The following is a 21,548-nucleotide window of genomic DNA, read 5'->3' on the forward strand; positions in this document are numbered from 1 at the left end:
AAAACAAGTTTATTTTAAAAACTTATTGCATATTTAATCATTTTGATGTATTATAATAAACATCAATAACACTGATTCATTTATTATAAACCACTCAAATACTAAAGGGAGTTGTACTTATGCAGAAGCATGTATTACAAAAGTTTGCAGCAATTTTACTTATTTTTATATTTGTATTTTCTGGCTTCACAACTGTGTTCGCCGCTGATACTGGGGATGAAACTTTAAAAAAAATTCAGGAGAAAGGCGTTTTAACTGTTGGACTTTCCGCTGATTACCCGCCATATGAATTTCATCAAACAATCGATGGAAAAGATAAAGTCGTTGGTTTTGATGTAAGTATCGCCAAAAAAATTGCCAAAGATTTAGATGTTAAATTAGATATTAAAGAAATGAACTTCGATAGCTTGCTTGGATCACTAAAAACTGGCAAAGTGGATATGATTATTTCTGGTATGTCGCCAACACCTGAGCGTCAAAAAGAAGTAGATTTCTCCGATCCTTATATGTTTGTACAACAGCGTGTCGTTGTTAAAAAAACGGATAAAGATAAATTTACTAGTGTAAATGATTTTAATGGTATTAAAGTCGGTGCCCAAAAACAAACAACACAAGAAGACTTAGCTAAAAATGAATTAATTGGCTCTGATGTGGTTTCTCTTCAAAAAGTTCCAGATTTAATTCTTAATTTAAAAAGTAATAAAATGAAAGCTGTTGTTTTAGAAGGTCCGGTTGCGGAAGCTTATATTAGCCAAGACAAAACGTTAGCCTTAGCAGACATCAAATTTGAAAACGGTAGTAAAGAAACAGCTATCGCAATGCCAAAAGGCTCCACTGCTCTACAAGAAAAAGTGAACACATCTATTAAGGATATTCAAGATACAGGCTTACTGAAAAAATACCAAGAAGAAGCAAATAAATTAATGTTCCAAGATGGTAGCTTCTACGAAAAATATGGCAATTACTTTATCACAGGTACTTTAATTACGATTGCTTTGGCTGCAATCGGCGTGTTATGTGGTGCCATTCTCGGTTCATTACTAGCTCTTATGAAACTAGCAAAAACAAGATGGTTACGCTGGCCAGCAGCATGTTATATTGAATTTGTTCGTGGTACGCCACTTCTAATTCAGATTTTCATCGTCTTTTTCGGGACGCAAATTATTGGAATGGACGTATCAGCTTTTGTTTCTGGTTGTATCGCCCTCTCCTTAAACAGTGCCGCTTATGTGGCTGAAATTATCCGTGCAGGTATTTCCGCAGTAAATAAAGGTCAGATGGAAGCAGCTCGTTCCCTTGGTATGACACAAAGAGCAAGCATGCGTTATATCATCTTGCCACAAGCTGTGAAAAATATTCTTCCGGCACTTGGGAATGAATTCGTGACTGTTATTAAAGAATCCTCTATTGTATCTGTTATCGGTGTAACAGAACTAATGTTTATGACTGGGGTAGTCCAAGGCGCAAGCTTCAAGCCATTTATCCCACTAATTATTACTTCATTAATTTACTTTGTACTAACATTTAGCTTGTCAAGACTACTAGGTGTTGCTGAAAGGAGAATGAGAACAAGTGATTAATATTAAAAATTTACACAAAAATTTCGGTAAACTAGAAGTCTTAAAGGGCATTGACCTTGAAATCGCATCCGGAGAAGTGGTCGTAGTGATTGGCCCTTCTGGAAGCGGAAAAAGTACTTTCTTACGTTGTTTAAACTTATTAGAACAACCGACAACTGGCACTATTCTTTTCGAAAATAAAGACCTCATGGCGAAACAAACCAACGTCAACGAACTACGTCAAAAAATGGGGATGGTTTTCCAAAACTTTAACTTGTTTCCACACAAAAATGTGCTAGAGAACCTTATGTTAGCTCCAATGAAAGTAAAAAACGAAGATAACACTATCGCAAAAAAACACGCACTTTCTTTACTTGAAAAAGTTGGCCTAGCTGACAAAGCAACTAGCTATCCTTCTCAACTATCTGGTGGCCAACAACAACGGGTAGCCATTGCTCGTGCACTTGCTATGAATCCTGATGTGATGTTATTCGATGAACCTACATCCGCACTTGATCCTGAAATGGTCGGCGAGGTTTTAAGTGTTATGAAGTCACTTGCTAAAGAAGGTATGACCATGGTCGTTGTCACACATGAAATGGGCTTTGCAAGAGAAGTTTCCGACCGCGTAGTCTTCATGGATGCTGGCGTAATCCAAGAACAAGGTACTCCAGAAGAAGTGTTTGGTAACCCACAAAATGACCGTACAAAAGACTTTTTAGGAAAAGTTTTAGCATAAAACATAGATTGCGTCTTACCTGTTACTGGTGAGGCGTTTATCTGCACTTATAGAAAAAAGGAGCTAATTAAACATGATGAGTAACTCAAAAATTGCTAAAAAACATCAACAAATGCCCGTTAACATCCTAGCTGATATCGGAACATTAGCAAAAACAATGCCTGATATTCTAGATTTATCCATTGGTGATCCCGATTTAATTACAGATGAATCAATCATTAACGCAGCTTTTGAAGATGTTCGAGCAGGTCATACAAAATACACAGAATCTGGTGGAGATGTTGAGTTAATTGATGCCATCCGAGGTTATTTCAGTCGTAATTACGAGCTTTCCTTTGAACGTAGTCAAATCCGCGCCACAGTGGGCGCACTCCATGGTATGTATTTAACTTTACAAACGATTCTTGACCCTGGTGATGAAGTGATTATTCACGAACCTTACTTCTCCCCTTATAAAGATCAAGTGCTAAATTCTGGTGGTACGCCAATTATCATTCCTACTTATGAAAAAGATGATTTTGCTATTAATGTAGCTATTTTAGAAGCCGCTATTACAAATAAAACCAAAGCATTAATTTTAAACTCGCCTAATAACCCAACTGGCGCTGTTTTCTCACCTGAAACCTTTGAAAAAATCGCTAATCTTGCAAAAAAATACGATTTCTTCATTTTATCTGACGAGGTGTATGATGGTTTTAGTTTTTATGAACCTTTCGTTCCTATGGCAAAATTTGCACCAGATCATACTATTACTTTCGGTAGTATGTCTAAAAATTTTGCGATGACTGGATGGCGCTTAGGTTATATGATTGCTCCCACCTATCTAAACGAAGCTGCCAAAATTATTAACGAAGGAATAACTTATTCAGCTCCTACACCTTCTCAACGAGCTGCTATTTACGCATTGAATCATTCTGAGACTCTCATTCCTCAAGTAACAGAAACGTTCCAAAAACGCTTAGAATACATCTCCAAACGTGTAAAAGAAATTCCGTATCTTTCTTTACATCCACTTAAAGGATCGATTTATGCGTTTATTAATATTTCAAAAACTGGAATGGATTCCGTTTCATTTACGGAATATGTTTTAAAAGAAACACAAGTACTCGTTATTCCAGGTTTAGCTTTTGGAGAATCCGGTGATAATTATGCACGATTAGCTGCAACACAAGATATTAGTGTGCTGGAAGAAGCCTTCAACCGTCTAGCCAAATTAACCTTTTAATCAAAAAGAGCAAACTCGCTAAATCAGCAAGTTTGCTCTTTTTTAATTTAAATTAATTTCTGCAAAGGAAGAAACAACCGTTGCTTCTTTTGGAAAAACAATATTTTTTGTCGCTTCATTAGGTACGATATAAACTTGTAACCCAGCTTGCATCGCTGATAAAGCTCCATTTTTCGAATCCTCTATCGCGATTGCTTCTTCTGGCTTTACACCAAGAGCTTCCACTGCTTGTAAATAAAGGGACGGATGCGGCTTTATTTCATCTACATGATCCGCTGTTTGTATCGTTTCAAAGTCCGCCAAAATTCCAAGACGTTGAAGGGTAGGCTCAATCCAGTCATAACCCGAACTTGTTGCAAGGCCAATTTGATATCCTTTTGCTTTTACTTGTTCAAAAAATTCTTTAAAACCGTCACGAAAGCCAAGTGATTGTTGACCGAGATGGCAAGCTTCTGCAACAGTATTTAGAAATGCTTCTTTATCAAAAGTCCCATCCGTTGCTTCCATCATATAATTAATAATTGGTTCTTCACTCGTACCAATAATCTGCTGATAAATTTCATCTGGTAAATCAATATCGTATGTGTTTTTCAAATAATTCATTGTCTCCGTATACCATAAATTCTCTGTATCAAGCATGGTGCCATCAAAATCAAAAACAACTGCTTTCACATGCATCCTCCTAGTATAAGTGATAATTTCATTGTAACATAGATAAACTATTTAAGAAATCTTCCAAAAGGGGTTGCTTTTTTGGTAAAAAACGAATAATATTGAAGTTGTGGTTTTTAATGTTCGTCATTTTCCACGAAGCAAGATTTTAAAAAAGGAGTGAAACACACGTATGTTTCAATTAAAAGCAAACGGTACAGATGTTAAAACAGAAGTTATCTCTGGTTTTACTACATTCCTAACAATGGTATATATTGTAGTAGTTAACCCAGCAATCCTCTCCGCAGCTGGTGTCCCATTCAATACAGTATTTATGGCAACGATTATTTCGGCAGTCATCGGTACATTATGGATGGCAATTTTCGCTAACTATCCAATTGCTATTGCGCCAGGGCTTGGCATGAATGCTTATTTCGTCACTGTGGTTACAACACAAAAACTCGATTATTCGGTCGCATTCGCTGCGGTCTTTGTAGCAGGTATTATTTTCTTATTACTATCCTTAACACCGCTTCGTGAAAAAATCATTGAAGCTATTCCACATAATTTAAAAGCTGGAATCACAGCGGGTATTGGTCTATTTATCGCTTTCCTCGGCTTCCGTATGACAGGTATTATCGTTTCTAATGATTCTAACTTAGTAGGTTTAGGCGATTTACATTCTAAAGAAGCCATCTTAGCTATTGTGGGTCTTTTAATCACTTTAATCCTACTTGCTTTAAACGTAAAAGGGGCTTTGTTCATTGGGATGATTGCCACTGGTATTATTGCTTTTATTACTGGAGAACTTAAATTTACAGAAGGTATTGTCAAACTTCCGCCAATGCCAGAATTCGTCTTCACGAATCCAATTCACGCTTTTGGTGATGTGATGAGTTACGGACTATACGCCGTCGTATTATCCTTCTTGCTAATAACGATTTTTGATACAACTGGAACCATGATTGGTGTTGCTAAAAAAGCAGGCTTAATGAAAGGCGAATCATTACCAAATGCAAAACAAGCATTAATGGCTGATGCGGTTGCAACAAGTGTTGGTTCTATGTTTGGTACAACACCAACAAGTGCTTATATTGAATCTTCCGCTGGCGTTGCAACTGGCGGACGTACAGGCCTTACAACACTTACAGTTGCTATTTTGTTTATGGTTTCCGCATTCTTCGCTCCACTTGTTGGCGCTGTTTCAGGAATTTCCGCAATTACTGCACCAGCTCTTATCGTCGTTGGTAGCATGATGATTGGTGCTGTAAAAGAAATTGATTGGGATACATTAGATGAAGCATTCCCTGCTTTCCTAGTTATTCTAGCTATGCCGCTTACTTCAAGTATTGCTATTGGTTTAGCATTTGGATTCATTTCTTACCCAGTACTAAAAGTATTTACTGGTAAATGGCGCGAACTTAACTGGTTCTTAATTGTTATCGCCGTACTATTCTTCATTCTTGTAGCATTTTTACCACATTAATAAATGAATAAAAGCGTCTACCTGAATTCAGGTAGACGCTTTTTTATTGGACAAAAACCCACTCTTTTGCTATAAAGAAGAGAGAAACTAATTAGAAATGAGTTGAACTTGTCGTGTTTTTAAAATCACTACTCGCCGGTGTCGCACTTGCTGTTGCTGTTTTTCTAGCAAGCTTTCTGATACCTGATTACACTGTATCTACCTTATATTCCATTGTTACAACCATCATTGTTTTTGCATCCATTATTTTATCAGCATTTGTTTCCTTTGGTGGTCGCAGCGGTAATCCTAGTCGAAAAAGTCAATTACGCTGGAGCATCCTGCTATTAGTTGCAGCAATTCCTAGCTTTATCGGCTTTATCGTTACTTTTTACTTTTAAACTAAAAGAAGCATTCCCACTGGGAATGCCTCTTTTTTAGTCTTCTAAAGCAGAAATGAGCGCTGGTAAATATTCTGGTAGATCTGGTGGACGGCGACTTGAAATAATGTGACCATCTGTTACAACAGGTTCATCATGCCAAATAGCCCCAGCATTCGTCATATCATCTTTTATTCCTGGCGTGCTTGTAACATTGACACCTTCTAAAATCCCGGCGGAAACAAGTACCCAACCCGCATGGCAAATTTGTCCAATTGGCTTTTTCGCTTCATCAAAAGCTCGAACTAAATTTAATACACTATCAAAGCGACGTAATTTATCTGGGGACCAGCCACCTGGAACTAAAATCCCATCATAATCTTCTGCGCGAACAGAATCAAAATCATAATCAGAAGTAACAGGAACCCCGTATTTGCCATGATAGACTTTCTTCGCTTCTTCTGCCACTAAATGTACAGATGCTCCTGCCTCGCGTAATCTAAGCACTGGATACCAAAGTTCTAAATCCTCAAAGTCTTCACTAACAAGTGCAATAACTTTTTTACCTTTTAAAGTCATTTAAATCTCCTCCTATCCTCTTCTACAGTATAACAATAACTAGTTTGTTAATAAATTATTCCGCCTATAAAAGAAGACAAAAAAAGACGCTCGAAATAAACATTTCCAGCGTTGCCATCATGTTCTGGCGTCTATGCATAACGGGATGAGGCATAGACATGAACTACACGGCCAATGAGATGAATGAAAACAAATAATGATTTTGGTGTCTAAACAGATGTCTGACTAGTTGCCATTCTATTGGAAGATGGATACACCAAAAGTCATTATAACCATGATAGGGTCTTATCCCCATGAAAATCACATTTTTTTAAATGAAACTTTCATCGAGGTAAAACTCTATCCTATAACTTATTTTACTATTGTTCTTGAAAAAAGCAAGTAAATAAATATAGATTTTTTGTGACAAATTACAAAAAAACAAGAAATACTTCACTATTATCACCAGTTTTTGTAATAAAATAGTTTTTATAAATAAAAAGGAAACCGTTCAAGGCTCCTTTTAATCGAAAATTTCTACAATCATCCAAGAAAAAATAGCGACCAATGGAATAAGTACCCATACATTATGACCAAGTAAACTAGAACGTGCCTCTGGTCTATCTTCAAGTAGTTGTATTCTGCTACGCAAATCATGCACTTCAAGTTCTAAGTCCTGTACTTTATCTTCTAGTTCATATAACCGTTCTTCCATTTAAATCCCTCCACACCTTTTCTTATGTCTTATTATACGCCACGCAAAATGAAATACATCCTCCGCTAGGCTGATTTATAGCTAATTTATTGTCATAACGTTCAGCCATTTGCTACAATAAAAGAAAACAAACAACTGTTGAGGTGGAAAAATGGAAATTCAAGTAGAAGAAGCAGTAGTAAAACTTATTTTGCACGGTGGTAACACACGTAAAGAAGCTTACAAAGCCATTGATTTAGCTGAAAAATATCAATTCGATGAAGCTGATAGACATTTACAAATCGCACAAGAACAGTTTCAAGAGGGGCACGTTTGGCAAACAAAGTTAGTTTCTATTCGTGATTCAGAAACAGTAGCCCATCCGTCATTTCTACTCATTCATGGGCAAGATCATTTAATGACCGCACAAGCAGAACTTCAACTTGCCAAAAGAGTTATCAAGCAATATAAGCACCAACAACGTTTAGAAGAACGCCTAACTAAACTCGAAAAACAGTTGAATCAAGCGTGAGACGTAGCTGGAAATAAGAAATAAGATTCGCTTGTAAGTATTTTCGGACGAACAAACAGATTATCTTCCGTCTCAATAACGTAAGCTGCATCAATATGCTTATCTTTTTCTGGCGTGAAAGCAAGGTGCAGTGTTTCGATTTCATCCGTCACTAGATAACTTAGAACTTCCACTACATCTAGTTTTTTCGAACTAAGAATATCTAATACATATAAATCTTCCTCTTCTTGTTCAAAAAGAACAATCGCATCCATTTCTTCCAAATAATAAACCGCATCTTTCAAGGCAATTAAAATATAAAACATGACTAAGTCTTCGTTTTCTTTGACATCCAATATTGTCGAAAGTGGTACTCTTTCAGAAACGAGTCGTCTTATTAATTGAAAATCCATTTTATTATCAGGATTTAGTTTTTTTATGGTGCTTTCTCGTGTTTTTAAGTCACTTGCATCTACAGTAAAACTACTCTCCTCTACACGTTCAAAACCAAATTTCGGATAGAATTCTAGTACAGAATCATTCGCAAAAAGATAGAGAAAATCGTACTCATGTTCAAATTTAGCAATTACATAATCTAGTAATTTTTTTGAAAGACCTTGTCCACGGTAATCTGGATGAGTCATGACGGTGCCAATTTGGAGCGCCTTATAATCTTTACCTTGATAAATTAAATCCATTTTATTAATAGACACATTCGCAATCACTTTCTCTTTATCCACATAAGAATAACAAATATATTTATCATTCCAAAAAGCACGCTCATACCATTCCTCAAAATTAATATCAAAAGTACTTTCCGCAAGCTGGTTAAAACTATCGCGATATTTTTTATTATCTTTGTAATTATTGATTAGTTTGTAATTCATCATTATCCTCTATTCCCTCATATAAAAATAACAGGTACAACACAAAAATGTGCTCTACCTGTTTATTTCTATTTAATTTTAACGTATTCCCAGCGCTATTTTTGCGTAGCGTGACATACGATCTTTAGACCAAGGCGGATTCCAAACAAGGTTAACATTTGTATCCTTTACTTCTGGGATATCACTTAATGCCATTTGTACTTGCTCTGTTAAAACACCAGCAAGCGGGCAGCCCATTGTGGTAAGTGTCATTGAAACTGTACAAAGTCCGTCATCATCTAGCTCAACATCATATACAAGTCCAATGTTCACAATATCTATTCCAAGCTCTGGATCAATCACTTGTTCTAGTGCGCCCATCAGATTTTCTTTTAGTTGCTCATCCATGAAGCATATGCCTCCTTTTTGCAATTTTGTATATTAATTGTATCATATCTGAGAATGATTTTCATTATAAGAATTTCTCAAAAAAAGCCACTCCATGTAACATTCCTTCAACAGATACTTTATGTTTTGCATTATCATCAATAATAAATTCCACATTATCCGCCAAGCTTTCTTCAACAAGGGTTTGATATAATTTTTCGCTATACGCAAAAGGAACCACATCATCTTTTTTTCCATGCCAAAGTAACAATGGTCGGTTATTTATTTTAGTAATATTTTGAGTTAAATCATATTTTTGTAATGCTAAAATGCGCTCATCAACATCGTAAGGGAATGTTAGACCTTGTGCCAACGCGTATTTTGATAACTCTTTAGCAAAATCAACATAATAAGCGCTTCCCATTAAACTAACCGCCACTTTGATATCATTATACTGTCCAAGCAAGCCAAGTGAGGTAATGGCACCCATTGATACTCCACCAACGCCTATTCGATTAGCATCCGCTTTTCCTTCTTTAATTAATTCTTCAGTAATAAGCGGAAATTCAGTGATATTTGTTTCAATAACATCCCAAAAGTATGTAGCTTGGTCTTCTGGATTAGCACCTTGAAGCCTTTCTCCGTGCAGTTTAGCATCTGGTAAAACAACCCGAAAACCGCGCTGAGCAAGCAAATAACCATAATGTAAATATAGCTCTTTTTGAGAAGTGAAACCGTGGTAAAAAATAATAGTTGGTAACATTTTATCAGCGTCTTCACTTTTACTAATATGCAGAACCGGAATTCCCGCAATTTGTTCGTTTTCGACTTGAATCATTGTGACGCCTCGTTTCTATAGGTTTTATTAAGCCATTGTAAAGAACGGAATCATTTACAAATTTGAGATTAACGACTATCATTGATATGTGCCCTTATTTTAGCATGAAGGGGCAGCTTGAACCAACCATATGAATTAAAGGAGCAAAATATGTCTAAAAAATTAATTGTACTAGATCTTGACGGCACAACCCTTAGAGATGATTTGACTATCTCTTCGCATACAAAAAACACATTAGAAAAAGCACGCATGGCAGGTCATGAAGTAATGATTGCAACTGGTCGCCCTTATCGAATTAGTGGATCATATTATCATGAACTGGGATTAACAACTCCAATAGTTAACTTTAATGGCGCTGTTTACCATCATCCAAGACTCTCTACTTTCGCTGAAGGTTATCATCATGCCATTGATTTACAAGTAGTTCGCGAGTTACTAGATTTCTCAAATGACTTTTCGTTAGATAATATCGCAGCCGAAGTGCAAGATAATGTCTTTTTAAAAGAACGTAATAATAGCGTTCCTGAAACATTCCATTTAGGAACAGAAAATATTGTATTTGGAAATATTCGCGATGCCATAACATCCGATGCCACATCACTACTATTTTTTGGAAAAATAGATCAACTAAATTTAATTAGCAAACATTTAGATGAATCACTTTCTGGTGTTATCTCACACCATACTTGGGGTGCTTCTGCTTGGCCTGCTGTTGAAATTATCAAATTCGGTATCCATAAAGCAATTGGTGTAAAAGCTGCTGCTAAAACACTAGGTTTTGATCGCAAAGATATTATCGCTTTTGGTGATGAAACAAACGATTTACAAATGCTTGATTACGCTGGTGTTGGAGTTGCAATGGGCAATGCAGCTGAACCTGTTAAAAATGTAGCAAATGTAGTAACTGCTTCTAACCAAGATGACGGAATTGCTCTATATCTAGAAGAAAACTTAAATCTATAATTAAAAGCTGCAAGTATGGCCTTACAAAAGTTAGAATTTCTAATTTTTTGTTTAGCCATTACCTTGCAGCTTTTTTACATCATTTTATTTTTATACATTGCCATCGCTAGTTTTTGGTCTGCTTCTGAGCGGAAATCTCCAAATACACTAGACGTTTCCATAACATTAATAAATGCTTTGGGATCAAATTCGCCAACAATATGAGTTATATCATATAACTCATAACGTGTAATTACCATAATCAACATAGCCACATCTTGTTTGGAATAACCACCCATTGCATCTACCACTGTTATCCCACGTACCATGTTTTCATGAATTGCTTTAATAACAGTTTCGGAATGTTGAGTCATAATCATCACCGTTAATTTTTGGTGTCTAGTATGGATGATATCAATTACTCTACTTTGTACATATAAAGAAATCAGCGTATAAAGCGCAAACGTCCAGTCATAAGCAAATCCTGCAACAATAATGATAACTCCATTTAATAGCAAGAAATACTTTCCAAACGAGCGACCTGTTTTAATCGTAATGTACATAGCTAGTATATCTAATCCACCAGTAGAAATACCAAATTTCAAAGCTAACCCAATACCGACTGAAGCAATTAACGCCCCAAAAATCGCATTAAGTAATATATCATTTGAAACTTGTACTTCTGGAATAACAATTAAGAAAAAAGACATAAACGCAACTGTTAAAAAGCTGAAAATAGTAAATGATTTCCCGACCTTTAACCAACCTAAAATAGCAACCGGAATATTTAACAACAGAACAAGTAATCCTGTTGAAATCGAAATATTCATTGAATCACGTAACATGTCTGAACCTAATTGTGCAACCCCATTTAAACCAGCTGCATAAACTTGAGCTGGTATTAAAAAGAAGTTCATACCAATTGCATTTAAAAGTGCAGCTATAATAGCAATGGCGGTTTTTTTAGCATATTCTTTATACACTATTTTTGAACTCATTTTCTTCTCTCCTTTTTTGGCCCTAACATAACATACCAACTTTCTAGAGAAAAGAGAAGTCTTTTTTATTATTTTTTTGATTTTTAATTAAATAATGGATATCCGCCTGACAAATAAAAGCCAAGTGATACTGTTATGACTACAACTATAATGAAAATCATTAGGAACATGCCCGTTGGTTTTTGTTGTTTTCTGTAACTCAGTAACATTTCCACAACACCAATAACTATAATACCCATTAAAATTTTAAATATAGCCAGAATCCAGCTTTGTTCAACACTGTACTGCACCATCATTACTCCACTTAAAATAACTAGAATGTAAAAAATTCGGTTAATCATCTGTAAAATTGTAAATCCTTTAGTTGATTTCGAATAAATCGCTAGTGCTGTAACAGTTAGAACAACAATCGCTACCCAAGAAATCAAATGTACATATCCCCACATAATACTTCCTTCTTTCCTATTAAGATTTTCTTACTTTATTAGTTAAAGTGCCGATTTTATCAATCGTAATTTCAATGTTATCTCCTGCTTTTAAAAATGTTGGAGGAGTCATGCCTTTACCCACTCCACTTGGTGTGCCAGTTGCGATTATATCACCTGGAAATAAGGTATGTCCCTTTGATAAATCAGCTATAATTTTTGCCAAATTGAAAATAAACTTTTCTGTAGTATCCGATTGCCGAACTTCTCCATTCACTTTTGTTTCAATATGAAAAGTAACTTCTTCGTTAGTTTGATTTTCTAAGATAAACGGTCCTATTGGGCAACTAGCGTCCAGACTTTTCCCAAGATAAAATTGCTTATGCTTTTTTTGTAGATCTCTAGCTGTAATATCGTTCAAAATAGTAAAACCAAAAATGGATGATAAGGCTTCACTTTCTGATATATCTCTAATTTCTTCACCAATAATAACTGCTAATTCTCCTTCATAATCTAGTTGTTCTGTTATATTTTGATGTAACTCGATTTCACCATTATGAGGTATCAAGCTGTTTGCACTCTTTGTAAAAACAAGAATATGCTCAGGTACATCCTCTTTACTTCCCATTTCTAACACATGATTATAATAATTTTTCCCTATCGCCATAATATTATTAGGTGGAGTGAAAGGTATTTGGATTACTACATCCTTTAAATCAATTGTTTCTTTCGCTGTTTCTATGTTCAGAACTGTCGGCTTTTCTTTGATAAAATCTAATAATGTCGCCGGTGGATTCGGAAGAACTTCTTGTACTGGAATAATTTCATTTTCGTCTTTCAAGATACCGTAATTAAGATTTCCTTTATATAAATAGCTTAACCATTTCATTTAAAAACCTTCCTCTATGTTTATTTGACAAATATGTTGTCCGTCGAAAAAATATAGATAAGCATTGGAAACTTTTTTTCCGGTTATCGCTTGAATTGCTTCTGCGTACAACTTGATTTGAATTTGATAACGTTCTTTCATTACTTTCTCCGCTGCTTCCCAGTTAGCATAGCGTCCTTCAATCTTGTCAGTTTTGTAGTCTATTAGTGTAATGGCGTCCTCCTCTTCAATCATGCTATCAACTACACCTTGGATAAGTACATGTTCTTCAAGGTCCGATTGTTTATATAATTTAGCGACAGGAAGCAAATAACTGAATGGGACTTCACGTTTTACTTGATCACTTTTCTGTAAAACAGTTTCACCTAGTGGCGAATCAAAGAAACCCATTATTTGTTTGATATTAATAGCTTTAATCTGCGCTTCTGTCAGAATATCTTTTTCTTGCATAGATTGTAAAAGACTAGTTAAATCTTTCTCGCTAGGTTTATAAGTGAGTGACACAGCTTGCATGAGCGTATGCATTGCGGTTCCGATTTCAGTTGCAGATAACTTATTTTGCTGTAAGAATTTAGGTCTATCTAAAGAAACCTTTTGGAATTCTTTCAAAATAGATGTGTCGCTCCAACTATCTTGCAAAGAAAATTGCCTTTTAAGCTCTGTAACAGATTGCTTAGCACGTATTTCAGTTGCTGCAACATCTTTATATTTGTAGTTCATAAAACGCTCAATTTCATCCTTGTAAGCACTTTGAACAGGTACTGGTTCATGTGCTTTAACATTTTCTAACCAATTATCTGCTTTATGCTCCTCTAATTCAGTTGTTAGAAACATTTCTTTTGTTTTAATTTCAATTTGTAGCTTCATTTCTGTTGGGAGTGTTTGAATCCTTTCCTCGCACAAAAGGTCTTTAAAACTAGTATGGCGGATTATCGTATTTCCTATCCAATCCAAATAACATTTTGCCTTTGCACGAATTGAGGCTGGTAAAATGGTTTCTTTTTGATTACTTACTTGTAGCCAGTTTTTACTTGTTTTTTCAAAATCTGGAACAGTAGCTGTCAAAATTAACTTTTCTTCCGCACGAGTAAGTGCAACATATAAAACTCGCATTTCTTCCGCAATCATTTCGCGAGATTTTTTTTGTTTAATCGCTTGTTGCATAATCGTTGGATAAACAATCATTTTTTCTATATCTCTGTAGTTTGATGCAAAGCCATAGTCTTTATCCAATAAAGTTTTACTATAGATATCACGCATATTAAATTTCTTACTTAATCCCGAAATAATCACTACTGGAAATTCTAATCCTTTGCTCGCATGAATCGTCATCATACGAACAACATCTTCTTTTTCGCCTAATGTTTTAGCAGTACCTAAATCATCTCCACGAACTTCTAATCGCTCAACAAAGCGCACAAAGCGGAATAATCCTCGGAAAGCTGTCTTTTCATATTGATTTGCACGGTCATACAAAGCACGTAAATTAGCCTGTCGTTGTTTTCCACCTGGCAAGCCTCCAACAAATTCATAGAAATTGGTTTCTTGATAAATTTGCCAAATTAAGGCTGTTAAGTTTTCTCGAATCGACAGTTCACGCCAATTATTTAATTGCGTAATAAAATCACTAATCCTATCTGCAGCGGCTGAAACTGTTATATCCTTATAAGCTAACAGTGCATCGAAAAAATAGCCTTTTTTCTTGGCCATCCGAATTTGGCCTAATTCTTCTTCATTCAAACCAACTATAGGAGAACGAAGAACTGCAGCTAATGGAATATCTTGATATGGATTATCAATTACTTTTAATAGAGCAATCATGGTAGCCACTTCAGTCGTTTCAAAGTAACCAGAATTATTACTAGCATAAAATGGAATATCTTGCACTTTCATTGCTTCTTCCATATCTGGTGCACTTGTCATGGCTCTTGATAAAATCACAATATCACGATATTGAATAGATCTATTTTGTTGCAATTTTTTATCATAAATTGGAAACTTATTATCTATCATTTCTCTAATTTTCGTTGCGATAGCTCTTGCTTCCACTTGGTTTTTTTGCAATTCTTGTGGAGATAGTTCGTCCTCTGATTCGTTCTCATTAGACTTCATATCGATTAACAAAAGTTCTGTTGCCATATGATTCGATTTAGGGAAGTTAGCGCCTAGTGTTAACTCAGCGGCCTCATCGTAATCGATTTCCGCAACATGCTTGTCCATTAGTTGATGAAATATAAAATTGGTCGCATCAAGAACTTCTTTTCTACTTCTGAAGTTTTGAGATAAATCTATGCGAATACCTTCCCCTTCACCATTTTGCTGATACTCTTGGTATTTTGTCATGAATAAAGTTGGTTCTGCTAATCGAAAACGATAGATGGATTGCTTCACATCTCCAACCATAAATAAATTTCCTTTTGATTCCTCAGAATTAGTTACAAGCAAAAGAATAGTCTCTTGGACCATATTAGTATCTTGATATTCATCAATCAATACTTCCTTAAATTGCTTTTGATAGCTTTTTGCCACATCTGACGGAACATCATTTTTCAATAAAATCTTTAAGGCTAAGTGTTCTAAATCATTAAAATCTAGTACTCCACGTCGTTGTTTTTCTTCAAAAAAGTTGTTAGCAAAGTTCTTTACTAGCTCACTTATTGTTTTTATGTCTGGTTTCATTTTCTCTAAATCAGCTAAATAATTTGTCTCTTCTCTTGAAAACCAATCTACTAAAACATTTTTAATTTCTTTTTTAGCAGCATCACGAAATCTTTTGGTTTCTTCTACATACTCTTCATCGTAATCACTTTTATTTTTGAGCGACGGAATGCGCTTGAAGTCCATACTTTCAACTCTCAATTTTACATCCTGCCAATTAGTCCAACTTATATTAGATAAGGTATTAATTTGGGCTAAATCATTTTCTAATGTCTCTAAATAAGGCGCCGGTCCATTGTTCTCACTTGCATATTCTATAGCATTTAATAAATAACTTTTAGCTTGATTAATTCTTAACTCAATATCTTCTTTAATAATCGGAAAGTAGGGTAGCTCTGTAATAGAATTAATATCTTTTGTGTCATAAAAGTTCACCATTTGTTCTAGCCACAAATCAGGATTTGGATTGGCCCTAGAAAAATCGTAAAGTTTAGAAATTAGCATATGCAATTCTGCATCGGTTCTATCACCTGTAAAAGACTCAACTAGATGAAAAAAAGCCTCGTTATTCGCTATGCTGTATTCTTTTTCAAGTAATTCTTCTAAAACTTCATCACGAATCATGCTACTTTCAATCGGTTCAATTAAGCGGAAATTCGGATCAATATCTGCTTCAAAATAATGCTTTCGAATAATCTCTAAACAAAATGAATGTAGTGTAGAAATAGAAGCATAGTTAAGCAGCGCTACTTGTTTTTTCAAATGTGAGGAATCCGGATTTTGTGACAATGCTTCTTCCAAACTTTTACCTATTCTATACTTCATTTCTGCAGCCGATGCATTCGTAAATGTTACAATTAACAACTCATCTACGTTCAGATTTCCAGTTTCATCTACTAATTTTTCAATAATTCTTGTTACCAAAACAGCTGTTTTACCTGAACCCGCAGCAGCAGCAACAAGAATGTTATTTCCATTAGCTTGGATAGCTTTCCACTGGTCATCAGTCCATAAAGTATTTACTGGTTTCTCCGGTATATTTAAACCCATGCTACTGCGTCCCTCCCTCTATATCCATTTTTGTTAAAATGTTTTCTGCTTTTTCATTCGTCAAATGTCTGTACTGATTACTCGTTAAAGACGGATCAAATCCGCAAAAAGATCGAAATCCACAAAACTGGCAAGGCGTTCTTTCTTTTAATTTATAAGGATTAATAGAAACTGCCCCATCTAAAATCTTATTGCCTGCTTCTTGATATTTATGCCTAACAAAATGGCGCATCTTATCAAATTCTTCTTTTGTGGCAGTCCGTGAACGCGCGCTTAAATCTCCATTTTGTTTAATTTCTGCTGGAATAATATTAGAAGATTTACCTTTTTCTAGAGAAGTATCCATAAGCGACACAGCAACTGGATCTGATAAAATTAGCCCTTTCATTTTGGAGCTTTTTTGAAGTTCTTTTGCAATTGCCTCATCGCTCAATTCTTTGTCAGCCTGAACAAATTGATTGTGCATATGGAAATAGAGAACCCCCGCTGGTTCAGCAGTTTTCCCAATCATCTTTTGCGCATTGGTCACAACTATGTCTAAATAAGTGAGCATTTGTAAAGCCAAACCGTAGTAAACTTCTGTAAGCGCTAAGTCATGCGAACTAGATTTATAATCAATAATTCTTAGGAAAGTACGATCATCTTGCTCAGCTACATCAATCCTGTCTATTCTCCCTTGTAAAAGAAGCTCACTTTCAGATTTTAAAGGTATTTTCAAAGATGGAATATCTCCTTTTAATCCAAAATCCACTTCTAAACCGATTGGACGAAATGCACTACTTTTCGCTTGTTCATTTAAAACGGTAGTAGCTCTTGTAATGATTTGAAGTAGTTTGTACTGTATATATTCCATCCGTTTAGAGCTTAATAGGATTTCATGTTGGATTTTTGGAGCTAAAAATGTCATCGCCAGTTTAGCCATTTGTCGACACTCTTCTTCAGTCAAATTACCCCAATCTTGATTATTCCGTTTTAATTCAGCTGAAATCCACTCCATTGCACCATGGAATATTTCTCCCATATCAACAGCTTGCAATTTAAAATGAGCACGTTCTTCTAATTTCAAGCCATATTGAGCAAAATGTTGGAATTCGCAACTGAAAAATTTTTCCATACGCGAGACACTTGCATGGATGTTTTCTCCAAACAAGTTTTTAGCCGTTGTTTCATGAAGCGCTTTTGTTTTATTTTCATAATAAAGACTAGACAGAACTTGTTTGGCTACTTTAGATTCTTTTGTATCTTCAAAGTAACCATTATACGCATCCCACCACACATTAGATAAAGGATAACCACGTTTATACATTTGTAGTTGGCTAGTTAATAACCCTAGTGTAGCTTGTTTAGAACGAATATAACTACTTTGTTCTTCGTCACTTAGCAAACTAGGATCAGTTAAATAAACTTCTTCATTTAATTTTTTGAATTGGCCTTTTATTTTTCTTAAATAATTGGATTCACTAAGTACTTTTCCTTCTTCATCAGCAGCCGGATAACTTAAGAATAATTTATCACTTGGCAAACTAATTATTTTGTATGCTAATAAATCTTCTTCACCTATATTATTCTTAGCCGATGGTTTTAGATTACTATTTTCAGCTCGCAAAGAATCACGATCCTGATCTGATAAAATCCCTTTGTCTTTTTGGCGGAGTGGCATTATACCATCATTCATACCAATAGCAAAAATCACTTTCATATCTAATAATTTTGCGTTTTCCATATCAGATAGAACTATTTGGTCCAGAGAAGGTGGCAATAATGAAAATTCTAAAGCATCTAGACCTGTTGCAACTATTTCAGCAAAGCTATTAATATCTAAACTTTCTTCTCCCAAAACTTCTACAAATTCATCTAGCAGCTCTGAAACCGAACTCCAAGCCTGTTCATGTTCTCTAGCTAATTCTAAATAGCCATTTTCTTCTGCAGTCTGTCTCCAAGATTCTAAATGTTCCACGGCTTTAACCTGCTCTAAAAAATGATAAAGTGCCATAGCAAATTCAGTACCTGTTCTTGCTTTTGCTAAATTGTTTTCTAATATGGAAAGAGGCTCAACAATTAGATTTCTCATTTCATTAATAATTGCTTGTGTTTCTAATTCTTCATCTGTTTGTGGTAATAAATTAGTGGAAAGACCACGAATTTTACGATAAATCCAGTCGCCCTCTTTTTCCCATTTCCATTTATTTTGAATGCCATTTTCTAATACATAATTTTCAAGAATATCTGCTTTGCGTCTCATAATAGAAGTGTTTTCTGACACGTCAAAGAAAAATTCTGTTTTAACCGCTTGGAAAATCGGTTCATACTTCCAATTAAATAGAATCGCATCAATGCTGGAACGTATAAATTCAATAAAAGGATGCTTAGCCATTGCCCTTTTTTTATCAATAAAAATTGGTATATCAAATGATTCCATTACGGTTTCACATAGAACATCATAATCACTGATATTTCTAGTCAAAATAGCCATATCTTGATATCTATAACCTTTTAATGTCAGCTGACGAATTTCACGAGCAATACCCTCAATCTCAGCGCGTCTATTATTTGCTTGATGAATCGCTAAGTCTTGAGGCTTCTCTTCAAACGTCACAAATTTATTATTTCCCCAGACATCTGCTAAAAATGCTAATGAATCTGATTTAGCTCGTTTATTTTCTAAAAAAAGTTTATCAGATTCTACTGAGATTTTATTTAATTTAGCCATCTCTAATAAAGCAAAGTAGGCTTCTGTACTTTGTTTAAACATGTTATACTCTTCTAACCCTTTTTGAATTTCAGGCACATTTAGTGTCAGAGAGACTGTAACTTTATCGCATTTTTCCATTAATTTCTCTATTACAGTTAATTCTTGCTTGGAAAAGGAAGTGAACCCATCAATTATTATTTCAGTTTGATTAAGATAATCGCTTTCTATAATTTTATCTGCTAATAATCTTAAATAATCTTCATTCTCAAGGAATTTCCCAGCTAAAAGTTCTTCATATTTTTGATAGATAAGCGAAATATCATGTATTTTATTGGTTACGCTTTTAGACATATTTATTGCACTATTTTCTAAATCAGCTACAGATACTTCTTCTTGCTTCATTTCTTTAAATAATTTTGCCAACTCTGAATAAAAGCCTTTTCTTGAAGTAGCTTTGGAAAAAATTTTAAGTTTGTCTTTTTGATCTAAAGCAGCTTTACGAATGACCATCTCAATACCAGTTTGACTGAGAAAAGTTTTAGATAATCCACCTGTTTCTTGGAGGATTTTCCAAGCAAGTCTACTAAAACTGAATATTTGTGTCCCCAGCATACCCGAAAGGCTCTCTTTATTCAGAAAACTTGTTTCCATTTGAAATGTCATTTGATCTGGAACAATAAAAATGTATGTCTTAGAAGTTTTTTTGATTTTTTTACCTACCTCATCCATTAAATGAGTTGTTTTACCTGTTCCTGATTTACCCGCAATTATTTGAAGCGTCATACCCTCACCACCGAACATATGTTTTTATTTAGTTTACCATATTTGAGCCATCTGTCCAGAACTTTTTTCGAGGCTTTTTTTACTTGAAAATTTATAAAACAGCTCAAAAAAACTAAGATAGCTCTTACTATCTTAGTTTTTCATATATTCTACTCAAAAGCCAGCATTTCCTGTTGGATTTTATTCATTTTTTCTGTTAGCTGCATAAATTTAGCTTTGTTCCTATTATCGAGAGCTTTATCAATTTCAGCTCTAAGTTGTTCTAATTTTCTCTCTTCTAGGAGCATCGTCAGGAAGCATTCGATAAAAACATTCGTTAATTCTTTTTCTCCTTTAAGGACACCTACTTGATTCATCAATGAATTAGAAAAATCACGCATTTCCACGACTACCACTCCTTCACTCATATTTATTACAATTCCGAAAAACTGTAATATGGCTAGAAAAAACAGAAAACAGCTTGAAAATACAACTTTATTAAAATCTAATGACTTGTAAATTACCATGTGCTATAATGACAAAAAATGACTCATAACTAACTTTGATGCTTAGATGATCCATATAATTTTTGCGCATTATGCAATGATTTAGGTTTCTTCTTAGACATAAATACAAACATAGGAGAGTTGAATGAAATGAAAAAAGAACCAATTAGTACTCAGTTTTATGAAGTAAACCCACACACGATGATTATTTTTCCAAAAAAGTCTGGAAGTATAGTCTATTCAGAAATTTATGAAGTTGATTCTCATTATACTTCTAAATTTACCCCTTTTGAGCTAATTAAAACCAGTTGTAATTTTTTCGGTTCGAGCTATGAGGGTCGCAAAGAGGGAACCAAGCATTTGATTGGAGTAACCCATAAGCCACCCATTATTATTGACCCAGTTACCTCCACTTATGTATTTCCTACTGCTGCACCAAGTTCAGAAGATTGTATTTGGATTTTCCCGCAGCATATCAAAGACTATAAAACAGTTGGTTATAATCATACTTTAATAACATTTTCTAATCAACAAACAGTTGAAATTGATATGTCTCTAGCTTCCTTTAATAACCAAATCGCTAGAACCTCCATGCTACATATGAAATTTTCTCAAAAGATGCGTATGATGGAGAGCAATTTCCCTTCCATGAATATGTTTTTCCCTCCCGCTACACTCGCCGCTGAAACAAGACGTTATTATAATACAATGATTTCTGAAAATAAAGATTCTGATGACAAGGATGAATAAAGC

At 34.8% G+C, this 21,548-nt stretch carries 20 protein-coding genes and 1 pseudogene; 8 read left to right on the top strand and 13 right to left on the bottom strand.

The genetic code is table 11. The annotated features are described in order from the left end of the window. The first annotated feature begins 119 nt into the window (after positions 1 to 119). The 3 genes from LWE_RS11525 (at position 120) to LWE_RS11535 (ending at position 3,523) form a co-directional block, all read left to right on the top strand. A complete protein-coding gene (locus LWE_RS11525) occupies positions 120 to 1,580 on the top strand; it encodes an ABC transporter substrate-binding protein/permease (protein ID WP_011703017.1) in 1,461 nt (486 codons plus the stop codon). Then, positions 1,573 to 2,298: an amino acid ABC transporter ATP-binding protein gene (locus LWE_RS11530; RefSeq protein WP_011703018.1), complete on the top strand. Its 726-nt coding sequence runs from the start codon at positions 1,573 to 1,575 to the stop codon at positions 2,296 to 2,298. Before LWE_RS11525 ends, LWE_RS11530 begins: the two co-directional genes overlap by 8 nt. A gap of 76 nt (positions 2,299 to 2,374) precedes the next feature. Further along, the gene (locus LWE_RS11535; RefSeq protein WP_041176449.1) at positions 2,375 to 3,523 is read left to right on the top strand and encodes a pyridoxal phosphate-dependent aminotransferase; all 1,149 of its coding nucleotides are present in this window, start codon (positions 2,375 to 2,377) and stop codon (positions 3,521 to 3,523) included. A gap of 42 nt (positions 3,524 to 3,565) precedes the next feature. Here LWE_RS11535 and LWE_RS11540 read toward each other — a convergent pair whose 3' ends face one another. Then, positions 3,566 to 4,195, bottom strand: a complete 630-nt coding sequence (locus LWE_RS11540; RefSeq protein WP_011703020.1) for an HAD family hydrolase — start codon at positions 4,193 to 4,195, stop codon at positions 3,566 to 3,568. Positions 4,196 to 4,367: 172 nt separating this feature from the next. On the opposite strand from LWE_RS11540, the gene LWE_RS11545 reads away from it, so the two are divergent. Together LWE_RS11545 and LWE_RS11550 are read left to right on the top strand one after the other, a co-directional pair. Then, entirely contained in the window at positions 4,368 to 5,660 is a 1,293-nt protein-coding gene (locus tag LWE_RS11545; protein ID WP_003726806.1) for an NCS2 family permease, read from the top strand. 113 nt (positions 5,661 to 5,773) lie between these two features. After that, entirely contained in the window at positions 5,774 to 6,040 is a 267-nt protein-coding gene (locus tag LWE_RS11550; protein WP_008948567.1) for a hypothetical protein, read from the top strand. Between the two features lie 36 nt (positions 6,041 to 6,076). Here the strand turns inward: LWE_RS11550 and LWE_RS11555 are convergent, their stop codons facing one another. The 3 genes and pseudogenes from LWE_RS11555 to LWE_RS11565 all read right to left on the bottom strand — a co-directional run bounded on the left by LWE_RS11555 (position 6,077) and on the right by LWE_RS11565 (position 7,292). Beyond that, a complete protein-coding gene (locus LWE_RS11555) occupies positions 6,077 to 6,598 on the bottom strand; it encodes a type 1 glutamine amidotransferase domain-containing protein (protein WP_011703021.1) in 522 nt (173 codons plus the stop codon). Between the two features lie 163 nt (positions 6,599 to 6,761). Further along, positions 6,762 to 7,161: pseudogene (locus LWE_RS11560) on the bottom strand (hypothetical protein). Beyond that, positions 7,101 to 7,292, bottom strand: coding sequence for a hypothetical protein (locus tag LWE_RS11565; protein ID WP_011703022.1), 192 nt, complete (start codon positions 7,290 to 7,292; stop codon positions 7,101 to 7,103). The pseudogene LWE_RS11560 and the gene LWE_RS11565 overlap by 61 nt, the downstream one beginning before the upstream one ends. A gap of 151 nt (positions 7,293 to 7,443) precedes the next feature. Here LWE_RS11565 and LWE_RS11570 point away from each other — a divergent pair, with 151 nt between their 5' ends. After that, complete coding sequence (locus LWE_RS11570; protein ID WP_011703023.1) at positions 7,444 to 7,803, top strand: PTS lactose/cellobiose transporter subunit IIA; 360 nt, start codon at positions 7,444 to 7,446, stop codon at positions 7,801 to 7,803. On the opposite strand, the gene LWE_RS11575 is transcribed toward LWE_RS11570, so the two are convergent. From LWE_RS11575 to yjfP, 3 genes are all read right to left on the bottom strand, one after another. Beyond that, positions 7,794 to 8,669, bottom strand: coding sequence for a GNAT family N-acetyltransferase (locus LWE_RS11575; RefSeq protein WP_011703024.1), 876 nt, complete (start codon positions 8,667 to 8,669; stop codon positions 7,794 to 7,796). The genes LWE_RS11570 and LWE_RS11575 overlap by 10 nt on opposite strands. Positions 8,670 to 8,747: 78 nt before the next feature. Further along, positions 8,748 to 9,056 (bottom strand): metal-sulfur cluster assembly factor, encoded by a 309-nt coding sequence (locus LWE_RS11580; RefSeq protein WP_011703025.1) that lies wholly within the window; start codon positions 9,054 to 9,056, stop codon positions 8,748 to 8,750. A gap of 64 nt (positions 9,057 to 9,120) precedes the next feature. Next, positions 9,121 to 9,873: an esterase gene (gene yjfP, locus LWE_RS11585; protein ID WP_011703026.1), complete on the bottom strand. Its 753-nt coding sequence runs from the start codon at positions 9,871 to 9,873 to the stop codon at positions 9,121 to 9,123. 117 nt (positions 9,874 to 9,990) lie between these two features. Between yjfP and LWE_RS11590 the strand changes: the two genes are divergently transcribed. After that, positions 9,991 to 10,836, top strand: a complete 846-nt coding sequence (locus LWE_RS11590; protein WP_077904724.1) for a Cof-type HAD-IIB family hydrolase — start codon at positions 9,991 to 9,993, stop codon at positions 10,834 to 10,836. A 74-nt stretch (positions 10,837 to 10,910) separates the two neighbouring features. Here the strand turns inward: LWE_RS11590 and LWE_RS11595 are convergent, their stop codons facing one another. From LWE_RS11595 to LWE_RS11620, 6 genes are all read right to left on the bottom strand, one after another. Beyond that, positions 10,911 to 11,813 (bottom strand): YitT family protein, encoded by a 903-nt coding sequence (locus LWE_RS11595; protein ID WP_011703028.1) that lies wholly within the window; start codon positions 11,811 to 11,813, stop codon positions 10,911 to 10,913. Between the two features lie 83 nt (positions 11,814 to 11,896). Further along, positions 11,897 to 12,259, bottom strand: coding sequence for a YisL family protein (locus LWE_RS11600; RefSeq protein ID WP_011703029.1), 363 nt, complete (start codon positions 12,257 to 12,259; stop codon positions 11,897 to 11,899). A gap of 19 nt (positions 12,260 to 12,278) precedes the next feature. Beyond that, positions 12,279 to 13,127: a fumarylacetoacetate hydrolase family protein gene (locus LWE_RS11605; RefSeq protein WP_011703030.1), complete on the bottom strand. Its 849-nt coding sequence runs from the start codon at positions 13,125 to 13,127 to the stop codon at positions 12,279 to 12,281. Further along, positions 13,128 to 16,835, bottom strand: coding sequence for a helicase-exonuclease AddAB subunit AddA (addA, locus tag LWE_RS11610; RefSeq protein WP_011703031.1), 3,708 nt, complete (start codon positions 16,833 to 16,835; stop codon positions 13,128 to 13,130). A gap of 1 nt (position 16,836) precedes the next feature. Beyond that, positions 16,837 to 20,310 (bottom strand): helicase-exonuclease AddAB subunit AddB, encoded by a 3,474-nt coding sequence (gene addB, locus LWE_RS11615; RefSeq protein WP_011703032.1) that lies wholly within the window; start codon positions 20,308 to 20,310, stop codon positions 16,837 to 16,839. A gap of 149 nt (positions 20,311 to 20,459) precedes the next feature. Next, positions 20,460 to 20,816: an IDEAL domain-containing protein gene (locus LWE_RS11620; RefSeq protein WP_077904725.1), complete on the bottom strand. Its 357-nt coding sequence runs from the start codon at positions 20,814 to 20,816 to the stop codon at positions 20,460 to 20,462. Between the two features lie 129 nt (positions 20,817 to 20,945). Between LWE_RS11620 and LWE_RS11625 the strand changes: the two genes are divergently transcribed. Continuing rightward, the gene (locus LWE_RS11625; protein ID WP_011703033.1) at positions 20,946 to 21,545 is read left to right on the top strand and encodes a competence protein ComK; all 600 of its coding nucleotides are present in this window, start codon (positions 20,946 to 20,948) and stop codon (positions 21,543 to 21,545) included. Positions 21,546 to 21,548: the final 3 nt, after the last annotated feature.

This window comes from Listeria welshimeri serovar 6b str. SLCC5334, assembly GCF_000060285.1.
Taxonomy (GTDB): Bacteria; Bacillota; Bacilli; order Lactobacillales; family Listeriaceae; genus Listeria; species Listeria welshimeri.